This window comes from Nostoc sp. CALU 1950, assembly GCF_051172895.1.
Classification (GTDB): Bacteria; Cyanobacteriota; Cyanobacteriia; order Cyanobacteriales; family Nostocaceae; genus Nostoc; species Nostoc edaphicum_A.
Genome location: NZ_JBDNJQ010000082.1, coordinates 1 through 19048 on the forward strand (window position 1 = coordinate 1; position 19048 = coordinate 19048).

The window sequence follows — 19048 nt, forward strand, 5'->3', positions numbered from 1 at the left end:
TTAGAGTTAGTGTAACTAGATATGTAAAGTTTTGTATTAGGATTCAACATTTCTGATTTATCACATATACTCTTTCACCTAACCAACTTTCATAAATTTCACGGGATGGCTATATCAACACCAAGGCAAATTTGGTGGGGTAGGCTTATATTAAAAGCTGAGAGTTGGAGTGCTTCCATTGACAGCCTGCAAAACCTCGGAGATATTATAAAGTCTCTTGAATCAAAAGGAGGCTACGCCATAACTCATGTGGGGAAACTTGAACGTTCCGATAAAAAGCCTTTTACAACAGAGGAAGCTGATGATATATTAGAAGCTTTGCATTGGTTTCTCTCTTTTTCTAGAGGCTTTAGGACTTCTCCCATTCTATTAGTCGGTTATGACAACAGTGGGAAAAAGGTTTGGGAAAACTGTACTTCTTATACAACATCACCCTGGCGAAGTGTGCATTCGTGGTTTGCAGATTCACAAGATTCTTGCAGTCTCGGTAAACTTTTTCCAGGTTTCCTTAATCGCTGGCGAAGTACTACTTGGAATCAGCCAATAAGGTTTGCAATCCATTGGTATTTGGAAAGTATTGCTCAAGCCGGAGCTGTACAAGGTTCCATTGTTTTGATGCAAGCTGCTTTTGAAATCCTTGCTTGGACTCTTCTAGTGGAAGAAAAAGCTATCATCAGTCAACAAGAATTTAAAAAACTTCCAGCAGCTGAACAACTAAGACGTCTCCTTTCACAGTGTGGTGTCCCGCTAAAAATACCTGACAGCTGAACTGAATTGCTCAAAGCCTCAAAAGAATTAAATTGGGTTGATGGCGCACAGGCTTTAACAGAGATACGTAATGCAATCGTTCATCCTAATCCAAAAAAGCGTCAAAAATATCTTAACCGACCCTTTCCAGAACAGATAGATACTTATAAACTTGGATTATGGTATCTATAACTCATTCTGTTAAATCTTTTTGAGTACAAAGGCGACTACTTCAACCGTATAGCAAATAAGGAATTTTATCAGGAAAATATCGAAGCTGTTCCTTGGGTTAAAAAATAAACTGAAGCGATGGGTGTGGAATTAGGAATTTGGCAAGGTCAATATCAGAATCTAGAATTACCTTGGTTGCGCTGGTGGAAGAATTAGGGTAATTTGCTACAAGAAGGATGGGAGCGATCGCGCTTCTGCTTGCTGCGATCGCAACGCTTGGCTGCTAAACTAAGAGAATTAAATATTAACCTCGACCAGTTAGTTTAGTTATTTTGGCAACTATCTTTAGATAGATAGGGTAAACAGTACGCAATCAACCATCAGAAATCGCTTGCTAGTACTGAAAAAATAAAACTTTCATATCTAAAAATCTATATTGCATCTTTAGTTGATTTTGTCAATATGTAATCTCTAGTATCGTCTAATAAATCAGCAAGGCCTTCTCAGGACTTAATCTATATTCATGCTTTCAGTGGATGCAGTTATGTCTTTATAAATGCGACTATATATATGTCCTCAAACAATAGATAGTTGCTGTTGTCCAAATGAAAAAATATGATTTTCTCTGACTCCAGTAACTCCGGCTTTATCCAATTGTTTGATGTTTTGAGAAGGTAACACAATGAATAATATCCTAAAGCGCACACTTCTACCCAGCCTCATGGCTGCAAGTTTAGCTGGTGTAAGTATAATTCCCGCTAAACCAGCTGCTGCTGATGATCAAGTATTAAGAGATGCAGGTATTGGGGCTGTTACCAATGTAGTCACCGGAGCAGTTAGGGGAAATGGTAGTGTATTAAACAATGCTGTTAAAGGTGGTGTCACTGGTGCAGCTGTCAATGGTGCAAATGGTCTGAGAAACACTCGCAATCGCCGTAACCGGAACGTTGTTCAAGATGTCGGAGTTGGTGCAGGCGCTAGCGCAGTAACTGGTGTAATTACTGGCGATAGCAAAGATACCCTTGGAAATGCTGTTGATGGTGCAGCCGTAGGTGCAGCAATCCATCTATTAACCAATGGCAAATAATTAGTAAATTCATCAGCCGAAATATTTTCCAACGGTTAACGAAATTATCCCTCCCTAATTCCTCTCCTTCCTAAAAGAAGCAAACCCAGCCTCTCTTCCCTAGTAGGGAAGGGAGGTTGGTGAGTTAGATTTATTTGAGATATATACCACCGTCAAGATTCAGATGACCTTAGACTTAATAGTAAATTCTAGCCCTTCAGTGCCTTTCTAAAGTTTCGACGATAGGATTGATTTGTAATAAACAAAGCTGGCCATAGCAAAGATAAACCAATGCGATTGGTCAAAGTTGGATTAAAATTTGTCCGCCCAAACCCATTCCAAAACTTCCAAACGCCGCCTCCGTAAACCACTACCAAGGCGAAAATAATCAAGTTACCCATTCCTATCAACTCCGTTAGTAACTGACAGAATTTAAGTTAAGTTTTACCACACGAGGTAAGCACTTTATAACCCAACGCCGAGAAGGTATGACTAAACTCCTCACTCTCGGACATCTAAGCTAGTTAAACACACATTCTCTTATTCCAGTGTAGATTAGCCTCATGCATAGCAGCTAGTTCTCAGCGGTGGCAAACTAGGTAAAGGATGTAAAAGCGTTATTTTTGGGGTGTTTTGGCGACACATTTTGCTTGTATAACAATTAAGCCATTAGTTTCTAAGACAGAACAACGCTGTAAAATGGCTAAGAAAGCAGGATTAGTTCCTTGCTGTAACTTTAATGAAATATCTTTTGCTATCGATTGCCACTGGATAAACCAAGGATTTATGGCGATATATTCAGGTGTAAATGCCGATTCATCCAGTACAAAAAAGTCTACCCCATATTTCTGAATAAAGTTTTGTGCTTCTGCTAAATTATCGCTGTATTGAGCACGAATCAGATCAGTCGCTCGTTCAGTAATCTGGTTATCATAACCCACATGATAAGGAGCAGAGTATTCCCAGCCGATCAAGATAGACCTTTTAGAAAACGTAGGGACATTATCTATATTTTCTGACAAAGAGGCAATGAGAATGTCTTTAGGTTGTTTCTGAAAAAACTCATAAATTAGTGGGTTTTTTTCTACCCGATAGAGGCTAGTTGGGAAATTTTTCAACAAGCATGGATAAAAGAAAAGTAAAATTCCTAATAAACTTGTAAATCCTAACACTAATATCTGTCGCCCAGATGAATACTCTCGATGCTGCTTTGCCCATTGAAAAACTGCATCTAAAATCGCCACTATTACTATACCTGTGGCAATAATCACTATAAATTTTAGGGTATACCTTGTGTATCGGGCTGGAGAATAGAGTTTATAAAGTAGTAAATGAGCAAGCCCAAACATTACCACAGATGCCAAAGCAATGTGAGGTAAAACTTTAACCTTATCAGTAACTAGCTTAGTTAACGGAAAACGTTGAGGATAGTGGAGGATAATAGGTAAAAATAATCCAATTATGTTTAATGGATGTTCCAAAACATTTGGAATTAGGCCACTGTGCTGATTCAGCAACCAAAACCAAATTAGATCATCACTGAAAAAAGAGATTCTTCCTGTTTCTGCAAGTCCTGGTAATTCTCTGGCTGCTACTCCTGCAATACTTGGCCCAAATTTAGAGTAACTTAAGGCGTAAGGCAACATAAATATTAGACAAGTTACCAATCCAGTAACGGAAAATAGGTAATCACGGCGATTATTAGACAGCTGAGGTAGCTTTTCTTTCCAATGCCAAAGCCTTAATATTAAAATTCCGGCGATGATTAACAAAAACGGGGGATAAAACAATCCTACTAATGCGATCGCGCCCAAACATGGTAGTAGAGATTGCCGTAATAAATAGTATAAAAACGCTAGAAAAAATACAAAAATAAATGATCTAGGCGACGCAGAAACTAAATCGTCCCTCATGGATAGGTTTTGAGCCAGTAACAATGTACTGATAAACCCTGCCGTGGGCACTGGAAATATTTGCATACATAATGGAAACCAATAACAGATAGTAAGTATTTTTAATAAAACTGGCAATAATTTACTAAATAAGAGTGGATCAATACCCAGCATTGCTACTATTTTATAAAGATGAGAAAATCCCACTGGGGTTACTGATTCAAAATAGTCGGCGATTAAGTCATTTGGTAGTATGTCTGGCTCTAAAAATCGCTGCATCCAAAAAACATATACTCGCGCATCATCTTGCACTGCATATTTGTTACTGAACGCTTGCTGTAGTTCTAATAAACTATAAAATATGGCAAAGATTAGGCTTAAACCAAACCAAAATCTCATCTGAAACTTAGATGTATTGGCTTCAGTCGCCGTCAAAAACTTATGCAAGCTTGTTATCTGCATTTATATAAAGCCTTTTCAGTTTAAAGGTGCTACAAATGAGCAGCACTGACGTTTATTTTTCCTTGTTATAACTTTCTGGCATTCCCACTGGTGATAAACCTGCGATCGCTCGTAAGTTTTGGCAACGAATCAACTCAGTAAAATTTAAGCTGGAACGCCCTTCAATTTTGGCTACCGCTTCAATGGCAGATAAGAGGTGCTGCGCTGCTTCTGCTTCTGAATAACCGCGCCGCTGTGCTATTTTAATTGCTGCTGCATCGGCATTTAACTCTGACTCTGGAGATTTATTAGTGCGCCAGATCCGCAAAGCCGCGATCGCACTTAATCCCCCAGCGACACCTACACCCACCACATCTGACTGTGCTGCTTCCAAGAATCCGCCTAACAGCCCGGCCAGCACCACACCTTGATAAATGTCGGGTTTAAACCACTTCACCCCCGTCAACCAGCTAACCATCTGCAACAGCAACAAATCTCGTTGCGGCTTTGTCAAGCGACGCCACAAATCGAAATTAATATATATTGGTCGCGCTTGATTCCAGGGTTGGGGAAAAGAGGCATCAATCACTTTTGCCTGCTCCGGCTTACTAACAAGTTTTGTCGTCATCCGACCAGAAGCAGGCATCACATCTAACAAACGGCGAATTTCAACATTTGGCTCCATAAATTTAATTATTAGTCATAATGTGCATAGTAACTAGATGTGTAAAAAATAATTTTTTCGTGTTAACCTTTGATTTGTGAGATGCTCTCGCAGTCTTGAATAGATTCAGATCAAGCCTAAGAATATTGATTAAGCAGTTTGATAGTGTGGCGGGATTTTATAGTATTCGTTTGCCGCCAAATTCAAAACCTCAAAGTTTTGGATAACCATTGAGACTACACTTTTAACGACATGGATGCTTTTGTTCCTATCCCGCCTGAATGGACGAATAAAGCAACACACGCTTACGAGTTTTGCTGTCCTAATTGCCACTCCAGTAGCCTGGAAGCTGAAAAAGTTTGGCTAAACCGGCGATCGCCTGTACTTACAGAAGACCGTCGTCGCAAATGGCAAGAGTTTTATTACTGTCACTGTGGTTCTGTGTGGTGGGCTTGGAGTAGCGATCGCCCCCCTCAAGATATTACGACGGTTCCCATAGATTGAAAAATCTAAACAAAACCCCACCTCAAGGTGGGGTTTTGTTGATCTAATTCTGAGCGTTATTTCCCATTTTAGAAGGAGAAAGTGGTACGCAGAGTACCTACATAGATGGTATCATTAGCATCGTTGTGATCAGGGTTAAAGATCACCAACAAGCCAGGGGTAACGGCAATATTATCGGTTAAAGGCAAGCGATAAAGAGCTTCTGCATGATAAGAAGTGCTAGAATCTTCAACCCCAAAATTAGTGTCGGTTACTTTGGGTGATTGGCCAAAAATCAAACCAAGCAAGCTACCTTCTCTACCAAGGTCTTTAACACCAAGGGTAGCAGCCCAGTAGAACACATCTGTACTTTGTCCTGCTTGAACACCATTTTTAGCTTCTATATCGCTGAAGCCTGCCCAACCGCCAATAGTGAACTTAGAACTGGGTTTAAAGTTAGCTTGTACACCGTAATGGTTGGATTCAGTCCGAGCATCAAATGTATTATTAGCTAGGACACTGCCAGTATCACCAAACAGGTCTGGAGCATCTCCTACGCCACCATCTTGATAACTGCGAGCGTAGGTCAAACCAATGTTGAAAGCTTTGTTTGGTTGGAAAGTTAATTGACCAAAGATGGTGCTATCACCATTGAACAAACCGTTACTACCAGCAGGGTTTTGAGCATTTGGAGCTAAATAAGCACCACTCAAGCTGATAGCACCTTTAGGATTGAACGTAACAGTCAAACCACTACCACCAGCACCTTGGCGATAGATGGGGCTGAAACGTCCGTAGCGAGAGATAGCGCCCCTACCAGAACTAGCAAAGTCAGGGTTGAAGTTATTAACGTTTTCGTATAACTCAGCGCCAGTAGCATCAACTTTTACACGTATTGCTTCACCAAAGTTAAAAGCGTAGTTAACTTTATCGATTTCAACACTGTTGCCAGTATCTTCTTCAAAACCCAAGCGGGTCATGAAAGTACCAGTTTGTCCACTATTATTGACGATATTCCCAGAATTCAACCGGATTTGCAGTTGGTCTGTACCAGTGAAACTGCTGTACAAGTTCAAACGAACACGGTTAGCGAAAGTGGTGTTGCTTTCTAAATCAGGGTTATTGCCAGAGTCAGCGTCTTGATCAGCCGCTGTGTCACCAAAAGCCTGAGTCAAATTAAAAATCGCTTCCCCAACTAACTTGGTAGTAGTGGAGAATTGATTGGCTTCCAACTCAGAAGTGCGGGCTTCTAGAGCATCCACACGACCGCGCAGGGTTGCGAGTTCAGCAGAAAATTCTTCTTGTAAGCGCTGTAAGGTAGCTAGGTCTTGTTTGCTGACCAAATCGGCAGTAGCTGTAGCAATCAGTTCGTTAACCCGATCTAAACAGGCATTCAAACCTGCGGCAAATTCATAGCGGGTCAAAGCACGGTTACCACGATAGGTACTGTTGGGATAACCTGCAATACAGCCGTAGCGTTCAACCAAGGATTGTAAAGCTTGGAATGCCCAATCTGTGGGCTGCACATCTGAAAATTGCGAAACTGATGTTACCTGGCTCATGTTGTTAGACTCTTGAGCTTCAGATAACTGGGCAACATTTGTTAACTGCTCGTTGACTTCAGATGCTAAGGCACTATTCGCTGCGAAAAATGTAGCAGCGACAACAACCGGACTAATCTTGAAAAGATTCCAGAATCGTTTTGTCATGTTTTTCCTTTCACTCACACCTACACAAATCCAGTGATTATAAAATGCTTATAACACTTTATTTTCGGGGATTTTACTCACAATCACAGTGATGATTATACCTTTATCTTGTGATTATTACAAGTAAGTTAGTTAGCATATTGCCGAACTATATTTTTTAATTAATTTATTTGGTAAGCGCAAAATAATGCGGCGTTTGTGACGTAAAACAGATAGACACGGAATTTTTATTTGTTTATCCGTTACCTTAATTGTGCAAGTTTAAGAATAGGTAAGCTTTTAGTAAAATATATAGTTAACTTATTTTTAACAAGAAAGAATTCAGGAGACAGAATTTAGAATTGGATTCTGGGCAACTGCTGGATAGGGCACTGGTAGCGAGTCCGCCGACGTCTGAATAAACGTGTCTAAGTCTCACACTCAATCTTAGATTGAGTGGTCAACAAGAGAATGGCGGGTCTGAATCCTTGACTCAAAGATTGCTGAATCCTGAATTCTTTTTCAATTGGTATTTTCTGAAGACTAAGTAACGCGATGTGCAACTTATTCTTGGAACCCCACTTCCATTCCTCTCCCCGAAAGGTCGAGAGGCTTTGATTCTTGTTCCCCTTCCCTTGCAGGGAAGGGGCTGGGGGTTAGGTTTGAAAGAAAGTCGCACACGGCGCGAAGTAAGTATGTAGGCGCAAATAGTTAGAAGATACAGCAGTTTGCAATGCGCTTATTTTGGCTGGATTTAGATCCCCGACTGATTCAAGAAGTCGGGGATTGGGGCAGTAGGTTAATTAAGAGCGTTGACCGGTGACAATGTATGCTACCCTTTGACCGATATTAGTGGCGTGATCTGCCATGCGTTCCAGACAACGAATTGCCAGTGCTAGCAGTACAATTGGTTCGACCACACCAGGCACATCCCGTTGTTGAGCTAAAGTCTGATAAACGCGATCGTAGGCATCGTCTACAGTATCATCTAGGTGCTTTAAACGGCGTCCGCCGGCTTCATCGAAATCTCCCAAAGCCTTCAAGCTAGTTGCTAGCATCGCCTGTGCGTGAAGGGACATAGCTTCAATGTCGGGCATTGACGTATGAGGCTCATAAGGAAAAATTTTAATCGCAATCTCAGCTAAATCCTCAGCATAATCGCCAATGCGCTCTAAGTCTCGCACCAACTGCATAAAGGCACTTAAGCAGCGCAAATCTGGGGCTGTAGGCGCTTGTAGCGTCATAATCGCCGTACAGTCTGATTCGATTTGTCTATAAAAGCGATCAATCTTTTTATCTAATCGAGGAAGTTCTTCCGCTGCTGTTAAGTTACGAGCAAATAACGCTTGGTGGCTGAGGCGAAATGATTGTTCTACCAAAGCACCCATGCGTAATACATCCCGTTCTAAGCGCCTAATGGCGCGTGCGAGTTGTGGTCTTTGAGGATTGGGACTGTAATGGACAGCTTTCACACTTGTTGTCTCAAAGGTGAAGATATTATTAACTATAGTCTTGGCTTAAGGAGTTTGCCATAACTTCAGGAAATTGGAGTTGCATCCATGCACCGCCAGTTTCGGGATGGTTCATCGCTTTGATTGAACCACCGTGGGCAATTAGAATTTGCTCAACGATCGCTAAACCTAAACCATTGCCAACGATCGCTCCTATGGAGTTACTATCTTGTGGGGAATGGGTTCGCGCTTTATCTCCTCGATAAAATCGCTCAAAAACGTGGGGTAAATCGGCTTCAGAAAACCCAACTCCAGAATCAATAAGATTTATTTCCAAGATTGGGGAAGTAGCATCGCCCTCATTATTATTCGTCGATTGGATTTTTGCTTCGACGTGAATGCTTGTACCAGGAAGACTGTACTTAATGCTGTTGTCTAGCAAGTTGAGAAAAACTTGGTAAATACGGGCTTGATCTGCCTTAATCCAAAGATTTTCTGGGCCAGAATAAGAAAAAGACAGATGTTGGCGCCCTGCCAAGGGTTCTAGTGTTTCCCAAACAGATGCAATGAGCGATCGCAATTCTACAACTTTGGTTTGCAATTGCATCGTTGGGTTTGCTTCCATTTGAGTGAGGTCTAGCCAGCTTTGCACTAAGTTAATCAGTCGATCAACTTCCTGCATCAAGCGGTTAACCCAACGATTTAAAGGTGGTTCCAAGCGGGTTTGTAAAGTTTCCGCAACCAAGCGAATCGAAGTCAGTGGCGTTCTGAGTTCGTGTGCTAGATCAGAAAAAGAGCGATCGCGTACTTGATTTATATCCAATAGGGGTTGACGATTTTCTAAAAACACGCCCACTTGTCCATTGGGTAAAGGCAAGCTAGACGCCCGCAAAGCCAGAGATTTTATTGTTGCCATCTCTGCTGCATCATCACAAGATGGGTGAAATATCCATTCTCCCGTCTGTGGTTTTTGCCAATCACGAGTTTGCTCAATTAAATGGTCAAGTTCGTAAGACCTTACCAACTCCAGTAACAAGCGCACCTGTTCTGGTTGCCACCTTTGCAGATACAAAATTTCCTGCGCCTGTCGATTACACCACAGCAGTTGATTTTCCTCATCTACCTGCAAATATCCCACTGGCGCAAAATCTAGCAGGTCTTGGTAAGTTTGCAACGACTGCTGCAAATCTTGCCGCTGCTGCTTCACCATTGCTATTTTCTGCCGCAACCCAGGAATCAGCAGCAGTCCCATCTTATAAGAATGGGGGGTTAACGGTCGGATTAAGCGCCCCAGGTAGCGGTTAAGTTGAACCTGTTGCCAAATCCAAAACCCAATGCCTACCGCTAAACCCAGAAAAAATCCCAATAAAAGCATTTGAGTTGTTAGTTTTTTGGTGACTACTAAAAACTAACAACTATCCCAACTAATTATCCAAACCTATAGCCAAAACCTCTTACAGTCACAATATATTCGGGATGACTGGGATCTTGCTCTAATTTTTCGCGCAACCAGCGAATGTGAACGTCTACGGTTTTACTATCGCCAACGAAATCTGGCCCCCAAACCTGATCGAGCAATTGTTCCCGTGACCATACCCGCCGCGCGTAACTCATAAACAGTTCCAGTAGGCGGAACTCCTTGGGGGAAAGATTCACCTCTTGACCACGAACCAGCACTCGGCATTCTTGGGGATTCAAAGTGACATCCTTGAATTTTAATACTGGTAGTTGTGGTAAGTTACTTAGGCGTTGGCGGCGGAGTAAAGCGCGACAACGAGCCACTAACTCGCGCATACTAAATGGTTTAGTCAGGTAGTCATCTGCTCCCACCTCTAATCCCAGAACCCGGTCAGTTTCACTACCCTTAGCACTGAGCATTAAAATAGGTACTGGGTTGCCTTGATGACGCAGCAAACGGCAAATATCTAGCCCATTGATTTGCGGCAGCATCAAATCAAGAATGACCAGATCAAAGGGCGGTTCCCCAGAATTGGTTTCAAAACTTTTGAGATACTCTATAGCAGACCGCCCATCGGGAGCAGTTATCACCCCATAACCTTCTTCTTCCAGAGCTACAGCTAGCATTTCCTGGATTAATTCTTCATCTTCTACTACTAGAATACGGCTGGTTTGTCCAATGTCCGTTCTGGCAGAATACTTGGTCGATTCAGTGGTATACATTGATATCACAAAAGTCTGGGACTGTGCTTGTATCAATTAGGATGATTAAGTCTATTATCTCGCTTAACTGTAACCGTGCTTCCGCTAGGGTTAATTCTTTTAGATTTTCTTTACAAAGAGTAACATACACCACAACGGACTCATAAAGTATCAAACAGTGTGGCTGCAAGCTTGTAATAATCTTTTAATTAGGAACTTCGCATTTTCAAATTCCTAACTAGCTTCGATTCTGTCTTAAAAATAGGGAACGGCATTTTTTGACGGAATTACACGAATGGCTATCTTGACAAAAGCAGATTAAGTTAGGTATATTCTTTTTAGTACAAAAGTACTATAACACATAGGGAAAATATACCTGAAAAACATAAGGACATATATGTGGAAAATTCGTATACCACCTAAGTGTCCTCTGTTGATCATTTCAGTATTTCCACCGCGTTAAAAATGTTGATTTAAAAGCTACCCTGATGTCTGCATAGGGTAGTCCTTGGTATGGCTTGCTACCCAATAAATCATTTGCCTATTGAAGGGAGTTGGAAGATGACTACAGTTGGAGTCAAGGACAGCAAACAACAACTAATGCAAGCATTTCAACAAATTATTATCCAAAGAAAAAAGCTGGAATCTAAAATAGCAACCAAACAAGAGGAAGCAGAAAAGGCAAAAAGTCAAGAAATACTGCAAGCGGCTTCTGCATATACCGTTGATAGTATTGTCAAAGGTTTAGCTGATTTACAATTGGAGTTTGGCAGTATTCTCAACGCATTATCTGAAAAACTAGCTCAGGAAAATTCCAAGTTAGATGAATTGAACCGAGCGATAGAAATCGAAACTCAACGCCTACAAGAGCTTCAACAAATCAGAGTTGTAGCAGATACTCTAGACGTTTTAAGTCAAGAACACCAAGAAAAATTAAAAATCCTTGAACAAGATACTATCAGCAAAAGGGAAGCATTAGAAAAAGAAATTACAAGCAGGCGGAAAGAATGGCAAAAAGAGCAAGCAGAGTATGAGGAAAAACTCCAACAATATAACGATTTATTAGCCAAAGATCGCCAGCAAGAACAAGAAGAATCTCAGTATAAGTTAGAAACTACTCGTAAACTAAATACAGACAGCTACGAAGCAATAAAGCGCCAACAACAAAGAGAAATACAAGAAAATTCTCAAAAGAAAGATAAAGATTGGGCAGAACGAGAAAAGATATTTGCTGAACGCCAACCACTCTTTGCAGACTATGAACAAAAGGTAAGTACATTTCCTAACGAACTGGAAGAAGCCATTAAGAAAGCTAGAGAAGAAGCAATTAAAGAAACAAGCCAAAAAGCTAAAATTGAGGCTGATTTATTTGAGAAGGAATGGGAATCTAACAAACAGAGTTATGAACAGAAAATCCAATCTCTGGAAGAAACAATTAAGAAACAGTCTGAGCAAATAGAAGGCATTTCTGCTCAATTGCAAACTGCATTAAAACAAGCACAAGACTTAGCTATGAGGGCTTTTGGTAGTTCTAATCCTAAATAGTTTTGAGTCTGTAGCATCTTAATCATTTTTAATTCCTGAAGAGGAGGTTTGTTGTGGTGGTAAAAAAACCGACTGATAAGAATACTAAAGTAGAAATTCTTCAGGCGTATGAGGAGTTAGCTAAAGAAAAAGCAGCACTGAAATCAGAGCTAGATCAAGTTGCCAAAGAAAACCAATCTGGAACTAAAGAACAGCCTAAATTAGAACAAAAAACACCTATGAATCAGCTTTCTAGTGTCCAACAAAAGATGAACAATACAATTGAAAGCTTGGCGAAGATTCAATTAGGTTTTGGCAGCGCTGCTAATGAATTATCAGAACAGCTAACCACAAAAGCCTCTAAATTGGAAGAAATCAGGCGAACTTTAGAAGAAGAAATCCAACAATTAACACAGTTGCACAATTTAGAAGTTTCTGATGATATCTTGGATACTCTCATCCAAGCCTATGAAGATAATACTAAAGCTTATCAGGAAGAATATAGCCAGCGTTCTGAAGTGTTATTTCAAGAAATATTAGAGCAAAGGAATACTTGGGGAAAAGAACAAGAGGAACAGCAACGGGCGATAAAAGAACGGAATGAAAACTTGAATAAAACTCGACAACGTGATACGTCAGAGTACAAGTATAATTTAGAACTCCAGCGGCAACGAGAAAGTGACGAATACGAACAAGAGCAAAAAGCCCTATATAAGCAACTGGAAGAATTATTACAAGAAACGGAAAAACAGTGGGCTGAACGGGAGAAAGCAATTTCTGAGAGAGAGAAACAATTTGAAGAGTTAAAAGCCAAGGTAGAGGCTTTTCCGAAAGATAAAGAAGCAGCTATAAAAAAAGCTACAGAAGAAGGCAAAGGCATCGCCCACTACCAAGCTAAAGTAAAATCTGATTTATATTCTAAAGAAGTGGAAGGGCAAAAGCGTTTCTATGAACAAAGACTACAATCTCTAGAACAAACTATTACTAATCAAGAGACGCGGATTCAAAATCTTTCTAAACAACTTGAATCGGCTCTCAAACAAGTTCAGGATTTGGCAGTTAAAGCTATTGAAGGTACTTCTAATGTTAATTCATATCAGGCAATCAAAGAAATAGCTTTAGAACAGGCAAAGACTCAAGCAAAAAATAAATAAGCTGATTTATTTTTAATGGTAGTTGTAGAGACTTAAATTAAGTCTCTACAAGGAACTATACAGCTTTTTATTCGGTTTTCTTTGGTTTTTTGATGTCTGGGGGAGGTTGTAATTTCTTCTTCTTCTTTGTTGCGCTAGCTTGTGTTTGCTTTAATGCTTTGTTGGAATTTTGTTCTTGACTAGACATAATACTAAATTTTAAAATTTACTACAGTATTATCTACACCACGGGTATTGTTGATTACAGAAATATATCACATAAAATTTATGTTTAACTAAAAAAGTGGTTCTATAGCTCCCTTTATGTAAAAAGAATAAAACTGTAGAAATGTGTTGAATACAAACACCTAAAGTTCTTACAATGTAAAGTTTTTTAACACTGTAAATTATGTGCGATCGCTAAATCGCAGTTCTAGCTAGCGAGCAAACAAAACTTATTGACAATAATGGCAATAAGCTCAGTATATTTGGGTTTAAACACTTTGATCGCCCTCCATAGATGATAAAAAGCGTGAAGTGCTTATCAAAATTGAGTTTTGGCTGTTTGATAAAAATTCAGGGTTTGACTCGATAGCTGAAAAATGGCAACAGTCTGCGGTAAGACCAATGCATACTTAAGAAAATCAGACTCACCAGGGTCAGCAGCATAACGCCTAAAATCGTTCCATACGCCTTAGTATGCCACCAAAATCTATTTGCACCTAGTCGCACAAGCTTCCACAGGTTGCTTAGATCCACGCTTTCGGAATCGTGAATGGTGATTGGTAAGGATGCTGCTATGTTTTGTCGTGCAATTGTCATTTTAATTACTCCTTTGAGATCCAAAAGCTAAGGCATTTGATCTTAAAATACGGTAAGTCGATAGACTTGATGTTATATGTCTAATATCTCATAGCTTGATGCAAGAAGCAAGTTTTAAGGGGATTGGGCATTGGGTACTAGGATTGAAAATTAGGTATTTACTAGAGTGAAAATTATTCTCTAGTTCCCAGTCCCTAGTCTCTAGCCCATAGTCTCCAGTAAAAATGCCTAATCAAGTTTGGTTATCACAGTTGCAAAAACACCGAGCGATCGCAGTCATCCGCGCCTCTAAAATCGAATTGGGACAGCAAATGGCAATGGCTGTAGCATTTGGGGGAATGCAGCTAATTGAGATTACCTGGAATAGCGATCGCGCTGGGGAATTAATCAGTCAACTACGTTCGGAATTACCAGCCTGTATCATTGGCACTGGTACGCTATTCAATGTGCAGCAGTTACAAGAAGCGATCGCATCTGGGGCGCAATTCCTCTTCACACCCCACATTGATCCAAAAATGATTCAAGCAGCAGTAGAAAAAAATGTGCCTATTATACCAGGAGCGTTGACTCCCACAGAAATTGTTACCGCCTGGAGTCAGGGTGCTAGTTGTGTAAAAGTGTTTCCCGTGCAAGCAGTAGGAGGGGCTGAGTATATCAAAAGTTTGCAAGGGCCGCTGGGTCAGATTCCCTTAATTCCTACTGGCGGCGTCACACTCGAAAATGCTAAAGAATTTTTACAAGCCGGAGCGATCGCTGTAGGTTTGAGCGGTGAATTATTTCCTCAAAAGCTTGTCACAGAGAGAAATTGGGAAGCGATCGCATTTGGGGCAAAAAACCTAATGCGACAGTTAGGTTAACTTAGAATCAAATCATCAAAACTTCACGTCTATTAAAGTAATAGATAGGGAAATAAAGGTGAAAGCTGATAAGTTTCTCAAGACTTCATGATTTGAGTGTGAGTGTATCTAAAATGAAAAAAATGATTTATTCTGACTGGGTGCGTCGCTTACAAATACTCCTCACTGGTACAGCATTGTCTTTAAGTGTTTTTACTACTACTGGAACGAGTGAAGTTTGGGCGAATTCCAAAAATCAAGTGATTGCACAAAAAATCCAGACATTACAACAATCGGATAAGCGTTGGATTCAAATTAATCTTTCAAAGCAACGATTAATAGCTTGGCAAGGTGACAAAGTTGTTTATGGAAGTGCCATTTCCTCTGGCAAAAAATCCACTCCTACTCTTGTTGGTACTTTTAATATTCAATCCAAGTTCAAAACTACGCGGATGCGGGGAAGGGGTTACGATGTTGCCAACGTTCCTCATGCAATGTTTTACCAAGGTAATTACGGTATTCACGGAGCTTATTGGCATAAGAGATTTGGCACTCCAGTAAGCCACGGGTGTGTAAATCTTGCACCTAAACATGCTAAATGGCTATTTGAGTGGGCAACAATAGGAACACCAGTAGTCATCCATAAATAGTAGGTGAAGTAGCCAGAAGTCAATTGAAGTACAACTAGAAATAACAACAAATCAAGACAATTTAAGTGATTCCCAGCATAAAATCTTGCTGGGAATCTTCGGAGTCGGAATTACTGAAGTTGAAATAAAATATAGAAGAGGGTATTCAACAATTTACCCAAAAAATAAGCGTAAATCCTGACAATTCCTGTGTGAAATTACAAATGCAAATATGAATTCGGGGAAAGTTTGCATTTAGGCATTTAAATGACAGATTTTTTGTAAAGATTGTCATTGGTCATTGGTCATTGGTCATTAGTTAGGACTCATCATTTATCAAGGACAAATGACAAATGACAAATGAGCAAATTGGACGCAGATTAGCTTAGGAATTGTCTTAAGAAGCATTAGCGGATGAATTGCGTAAATCCTCCACAGGAAGCGAGTAGTCGCTCTGGAAATTTGTAGTTTTCCAGACAATTACTTCACTTCATAATTTTTGCGTAGTTTATAAGGTGAGGCATAATGCAATCTTGGATTCGCAGTGGTAAGATTCGTTCCTCAGGGAATTTTTGTACAGGCGTGGCGCTGATGGTGGCAACTCTATTTTCTTGGTCATCACCTTTAGCAGGTACACCCAACTTGACTACAGCAACAGCCGCGTCAGTGAATGAAAACAGCATCACTGCATCTAATATCAGGCAAACATCCCAACCTCGCTGGATTGAAATTGACTTATCAGAGCAACGCTTACGTGCATGGGAAGGTAATAAACTTGTTTATTCATACCGCATTTCTGGAGGTAAGCGATCGACCCCTACACCCATAGGTAAATTTCGGATTAATTCTAAGTATCGCACTCACCGGATGCGAGGCAGGGGCTACAATATTCCTGACGTTCCTTACACAATGTATTTCTACAGAGGCTACGCCATCCACGGCGCTTACTGGCATAATCGTTTTGGGACTCCAGTCAGCCACGGTTGTGTAAATTTACCTGTTAAGCAAGCTCGCAATCTTTACAACTGGGCTAGAAATGGAACTTTAGTAGTGGTGCGGAAATAATTCGTAATTCGTAATTAGGGGTTTTAATAACGAATTATCGTGAAGATGAATTAATCATTGTGGCAATTCTTACTGACTTTTCACGGCATCTGGAAAACCTCTCTCTAAATCTCTCTCCTTCTAGGAGAGAGACTTTGAATTTCCCCCTTCCCGCATCGGGAAGGGGGTTAGGGGGTTAGGTTTTTCGTGGACTTTTCCACATAACGTGAAAAGTTAGAATTCTTACCTGGATGTATGGACAGGTAAGAATTGCTGAGTGTGACGCACCCTACATCACTGCTAGACTAAAATACACATCTTCGAGGGATTTAGGAGCTATGAGCTACTCAACTACTCAACTACTTACCCTGGAGGAGTTTCTGAAGCTCCCAGAAACAAAGCCTGCGAGTGAATATATTAACGGTAAGATTATTCAAAAGCCAATGCCGAAAGGGAGACACAGCCGCTTACAAGGTAAACTATGTGCTGTTGTTAATGAAGTCGTGGAAAATCAGAAGATTGCTTATGCGTTTCCTGAATTACGGTGTACTTTTGGCGTAGGCGTAGCCCGCCGTAGGCATCGCTCAATTGTACCTGATGTAGCTGTCTTTCAGTGGGAACGCATACGTTTCACCGTTGATGATGAAGTACCTGTTGACATCCACCCCGCCGTAAACGGTCGGGGATTCCTAAGACTCACGACTTAGGTTTCTGTTTCTTTCCCTTTCGGCTACGCTCAAGGCAAGCCTTACGGGTATTTTGCAACTGCCCTTGGGCCTTAAGGCTGTCAGGTCTTATGTTCGCTCCACAGACTGAAACTGCGAGTCCCGCAGCCAAAATGTTTTTAGCAGCATTAACATCTCTATCGTGATGTGTACTGCATTTCGGGCAATCCCACTCTCTGATATTTAAAGGCAGTTTATCAACAATGTACCCGCAGTTAAGACAGCGTTTTGAACTAGGAAACCATCGGTCAATCTTGACGAAGTTACGACCATACCAATCGCACTTATATTCAAGCTGTCTGACCAATTCGCCCCAACTAGCATCACTAATCGAGAGAGCGAGTTTTTTGTTTTTGATCATATTCTTCACAGCCAAATCCTCAACAGCAATCGTTTGGTTTTCACGCACCAATCGAGTTGTCAGCTTATGAAGAAAATCATTCCGCGCATCGCTAATTTTTGCGTGAACTTTAGCTATTTTAACCCTTGCTTTATGGCGATTGTTAGACCCTTTCTGTTTACGACTCAAAGCTTTTTGCGCTTTACGCAATTTTGCTTTTTTTGCCCTAAAGTTTTTGGGATTAGCAATCTTCTCACCTGTACTTAAGGCAACCAAGCTGGTGACACCCAAATCAATGCCAATAGAGTTAGAAGATTCAGACAATCTTTCAATCTCTATATCTACTAACATCGAAACAGTCCAGCGCCCAGAGGGTGAAAGTTTTACTGAGATAGTAGATGGCTCAACACCTTGCGGCAACTGTCTACTCCAACGAATAGCCAAAGCTTGTGGACTTTTAGCAAGGAATACTTGCCCATCTCTAAATTTAAATGCCGAAGAGGTAAATTCAGCATTACCGCCGTTATGCTTTTTCTTGAAGTTAGGGTATTTAGCCCGTCCTGCAAAAAAGTTACTAAAGGCTGTTTGCAGATGTCGCAAACCCTGCTGTAATGGCACACTACTAACGTCATTAAGAAATTGCAATTCGTCTTGTTTTTTCCAATTAGTCAGCATTGCTGATGTTTCAATATACCCAACTCTTTCTTGTCGTTCATACCACGCCTGCGTCCTTGCAGCGAGAGCGCGGTTATAGACTAAACGAGTACATCCCATCGTTTGCCGAAGCAAGGTTTCCTGCTCAGGTGTTGGATAGAATCGGTATTTGAAAGCTTTTTGTGTCATTCTTACATTATACCAAATATTCTGTAAGAAAATAAATTAATTAAAGCCGCCCTAAAACGGCGGGGTTTTAAACCCATTTTTCTGATAATTTTGAACTTCCGCCAGACTGGACGATTGAGATTCTATTGCCAGAACAAAAACCCAACAAAGTAATTGGGAACATTCTCCACTGTCTAAAGTATGGCACCCGCCTTGGATGGCTTCTTGACCCTGATGATTTCAGTATCTTGGTATTTCTACCAGAGCAGCAGCCAGTATTACTCCAAGGAGAAGACTTTTTGCCTGTATTACCAGAAATTGAACTTGCACTAACCGTCAATCAAGTTTTTGGATGGTTAAAGATGGGTGGCTAGAAATAACTCGGCTGGAATTAGAAGGAGCTACGGCAT

Annotated in this window: 17 protein-coding genes and 3 pseudogenes; 11 read left to right on the forward strand and 9 right to left on the reverse strand. The window is 40.7% G+C overall.

All coding sequences use genetic code 11. The annotated features are described in order from the left end of the window. Positions 1–105: 105 nt before the first annotated feature. From ABF638_RS21385 to ABF638_RS21395, 3 genes and pseudogenes are all read left to right on the forward strand, one after another. On the forward strand, positions 106–768 hold the full coding sequence (locus tag ABF638_RS21385) for a hypothetical protein (protein WP_435024994.1): 663 nt from the start codon (positions 106–108) through the stop codon (positions 766–768). A 288-nt stretch (positions 769–1056) separates the two neighbouring features. Further along, positions 1057–1245 (forward strand): annotated as a pseudogene (locus ABF638_RS21390) (Uma2 family endonuclease); the annotation flags it as partial. A 355-nt stretch (positions 1246–1600) separates the two neighbouring features. Continuing rightward, positions 1601–2005 (forward strand): hypothetical protein, encoded by a 405-nt coding sequence (locus ABF638_RS21395; RefSeq protein ID WP_435024995.1) that lies wholly within the window; start codon positions 1601–1603, stop codon positions 2003–2005. A 188-nt stretch (positions 2006–2193) separates the two neighbouring features. Here ABF638_RS21395 and ABF638_RS21400 read toward each other — a convergent pair whose 3' ends face one another. From ABF638_RS21400 to ABF638_RS21410, 3 genes are all read right to left on the reverse strand, one after another. Beyond that, positions 2194–2385 (reverse strand): hypothetical protein, encoded by a 192-nt coding sequence (locus ABF638_RS21400; RefSeq protein WP_069070704.1) that lies wholly within the window; start codon positions 2383–2385, stop codon positions 2194–2196. 216 nt (positions 2386–2601) lie between these two features. Next, positions 2602–4338, reverse strand: a complete 1737-nt coding sequence (locus tag ABF638_RS21405) for a hypothetical protein (protein WP_435024996.1) — start codon at positions 4336–4338, stop codon at positions 2602–2604. A gap of 52 nt (positions 4339–4390) precedes the next feature. Then, on the reverse strand, positions 4391–5002 hold the full coding sequence (locus tag ABF638_RS21410; protein WP_069070702.1) for a DUF3318 domain-containing protein: 612 nt from the start codon (positions 5000–5002) through the stop codon (positions 4391–4393). A gap of 231 nt (positions 5003–5233) precedes the next feature. On the opposite strand from ABF638_RS21410, the gene ABF638_RS21415 reads away from it, so the two are divergent. Then, positions 5234–5485, forward strand: coding sequence for a hypothetical protein (locus ABF638_RS21415; protein ID WP_435024997.1), 252 nt, complete (start codon positions 5234–5236; stop codon positions 5483–5485). A 68-nt stretch (positions 5486–5553) separates the two neighbouring features. Here the strand turns inward: ABF638_RS21415 and ABF638_RS21420 are convergent, their stop codons facing one another. From ABF638_RS21420 to ABF638_RS21435, 4 genes are all read right to left on the reverse strand, one after another. Further along, complete coding sequence (locus ABF638_RS21420; protein ID WP_435024998.1) at positions 5554–7173, reverse strand: iron uptake porin; 1620 nt, start codon at positions 7171–7173, stop codon at positions 5554–5556. A gap of 782 nt (positions 7174–7955) precedes the next feature. Continuing rightward, positions 7956–8624 carry a phosphate signaling complex protein PhoU gene (phoU, locus tag ABF638_RS21425; RefSeq protein ID WP_435024999.1) on the reverse strand — a complete coding sequence of 223 codons (669 nt, stop codon included), beginning with the start codon at positions 8622–8624 and terminating at the stop codon, positions 7956–7958. Positions 8625–8652: 28 nt separating this feature from the next. Further along, positions 8653–9978, reverse strand: coding sequence for a sensor histidine kinase (locus ABF638_RS21430; RefSeq protein WP_435025000.1), 1326 nt, complete (start codon positions 9976–9978; stop codon positions 8653–8655). 53 nt (positions 9979–10031) lie between these two features. Further along, entirely contained in the window at positions 10032–10784 is a 753-nt protein-coding gene (locus ABF638_RS21435; protein ID WP_435025001.1) for a winged helix-turn-helix domain-containing protein, read from the reverse strand. A 540-nt stretch (positions 10785–11324) separates the two neighbouring features. Here ABF638_RS21435 and ABF638_RS21440 point away from each other — a divergent pair. Both ABF638_RS21440 and ABF638_RS21445 read left to right on the forward strand, forming a co-directional pair. Next, complete coding sequence (locus ABF638_RS21440) at positions 11325–12308, forward strand: hypothetical protein (RefSeq protein WP_435025002.1); 984 nt, start codon at positions 11325–11327, stop codon at positions 12306–12308. 53 nt (positions 12309–12361) lie between these two features. Then, positions 12362–13441 (forward strand): hypothetical protein, encoded by a 1080-nt coding sequence (locus tag ABF638_RS21445; RefSeq protein WP_435025003.1) that lies wholly within the window; start codon positions 12362–12364, stop codon positions 13439–13441. Positions 13442–13996: 555 nt separating this feature from the next. On the opposite strand, the gene ABF638_RS21450 is transcribed toward ABF638_RS21445, so the two are convergent. After that, entirely contained in the window at positions 13997–14242 is a 246-nt protein-coding gene (locus ABF638_RS21450; protein ID WP_435025004.1) for a hypothetical protein, read from the reverse strand. 224 nt (positions 14243–14466) lie between these two features. Between ABF638_RS21450 and ABF638_RS21455 the strand changes: the two genes are divergently transcribed. From ABF638_RS21455 to ABF638_RS21470, 4 genes and pseudogenes are all read left to right on the forward strand, one after another. Beyond that, complete coding sequence (locus tag ABF638_RS21455; protein WP_435025005.1) at positions 14467–15099, forward strand: bifunctional 4-hydroxy-2-oxoglutarate aldolase/2-dehydro-3-deoxy-phosphogluconate aldolase; 633 nt, start codon at positions 14467–14469, stop codon at positions 15097–15099. A 113-nt stretch (positions 15100–15212) separates the two neighbouring features. After that, a complete protein-coding gene (locus ABF638_RS21460; protein ID WP_181928718.1) occupies positions 15213–15728 on the forward strand; it encodes a L,D-transpeptidase in 516 nt (171 codons plus the stop codon). A gap of 504 nt (positions 15729–16232) precedes the next feature. Beyond that, positions 16233–16772 (forward strand): L,D-transpeptidase, encoded by a 540-nt coding sequence (locus ABF638_RS21465; RefSeq protein ID WP_435025006.1) that lies wholly within the window; start codon positions 16233–16235, stop codon positions 16770–16772. Positions 16773–17089: 317 nt separating this feature from the next. Then, positions 17090–17404: pseudogene (locus tag ABF638_RS21470) on the forward strand (Uma2 family endonuclease); the annotation flags it as partial. Positions 17405–17447: 43 nt separating this feature from the next. On the opposite strand, the gene ABF638_RS21475 reads toward ABF638_RS21470, so the two are convergent. Continuing rightward, positions 17448–18659 carry an RNA-guided endonuclease InsQ/TnpB family protein gene (locus ABF638_RS21475; RefSeq protein ID WP_435025007.1) on the reverse strand — a complete coding sequence of 404 codons (1212 nt, stop codon included), beginning with the start codon at positions 18657–18659 and terminating at the stop codon, positions 17448–17450. 83 nt (positions 18660–18742) lie between these two features. Here ABF638_RS21475 and ABF638_RS21480 point away from each other — a divergent pair. Then, positions 18743–19012 (forward strand): annotated as a pseudogene (locus tag ABF638_RS21480) (Uma2 family endonuclease); the annotation flags it as partial. Positions 19013–19048: the final 36 nt, after the last annotated feature.

Bases quoted from the DNA above. Each gene is read 5' to 3' on its own strand.
- ABF638_RS21385 (WP_435024994.1), top strand. From the start codon at position 106: ATGGCTATATCAACACCAAGGCAAATTTGGTGGGGTAGGCTTATATTA.
- ABF638_RS21395 (WP_435024995.1), top strand. From the start codon at position 1,601: ATGAATAATATCCTAAAGCGCACACTTCTACCCAGCCTCATGGCTGCA.
- ABF638_RS21400 (WP_069070704.1), bottom strand. From the start codon at position 2,385: ATGGGTAACTTGATTATTTTCGCCTTGGTAGTGGTTTACGGAGGCGGC.
- ABF638_RS21405 (WP_435024996.1), bottom strand. From the start codon at position 4,338: ATGCAGATAACAAGCTTGCATAAGTTTTTGACGGCGACTGAAGCCAAT.
- ABF638_RS21410 (WP_069070702.1), bottom strand. From the start codon at position 5,002: ATGGAGCCAAATGTTGAAATTCGCCGTTTGTTAGATGTGATGCCTGCT.
- ABF638_RS21415 (WP_435024997.1), top strand. From the start codon at position 5,234: ATGGATGCTTTTGTTCCTATCCCGCCTGAATGGACGAATAAAGCAACA.
- ABF638_RS21420 (WP_435024998.1), bottom strand. From the start codon at position 7,173: ATGACAAAACGATTCTGGAATCTTTTCAAGATTAGTCCGGTTGTTGTC.
- ABF638_RS21430 (WP_435025000.1), bottom strand. From the start codon at position 9,978: ATGCTTTTATTGGGATTTTTTCTGGGTTTAGCGGTAGGCATTGGGTTT.
- ABF638_RS21435 (WP_435025001.1), bottom strand. From the start codon at position 10,784: ATGTATACCACTGAATCGACCAAGTATTCTGCCAGAACGGACATTGGA.
- ABF638_RS21440 (WP_435025002.1), top strand. From the start codon at position 11,325: ATGACTACAGTTGGAGTCAAGGACAGCAAACAACAACTAATGCAAGCA.
- ABF638_RS21450 (WP_435025004.1), bottom strand. From the start codon at position 14,242: ATGACAATTGCACGACAAAACATAGCAGCATCCTTACCAATCACCATT.
- ABF638_RS21455 (WP_435025005.1), top strand. From the start codon at position 14,467: ATGCCTAATCAAGTTTGGTTATCACAGTTGCAAAAACACCGAGCGATC.
- ABF638_RS21460 (WP_181928718.1), top strand. From the start codon at position 15,213: ATGAAAAAAATGATTTATTCTGACTGGGTGCGTCGCTTACAAATACTC.
- ABF638_RS21465 (WP_435025006.1), top strand. From the start codon at position 16,233: ATGCAATCTTGGATTCGCAGTGGTAAGATTCGTTCCTCAGGGAATTTT.
- ABF638_RS21475 (WP_435025007.1), bottom strand. From the start codon at position 18,659: ATGACACAAAAAGCTTTCAAATACCGATTCTATCCAACACCTGAGCAG.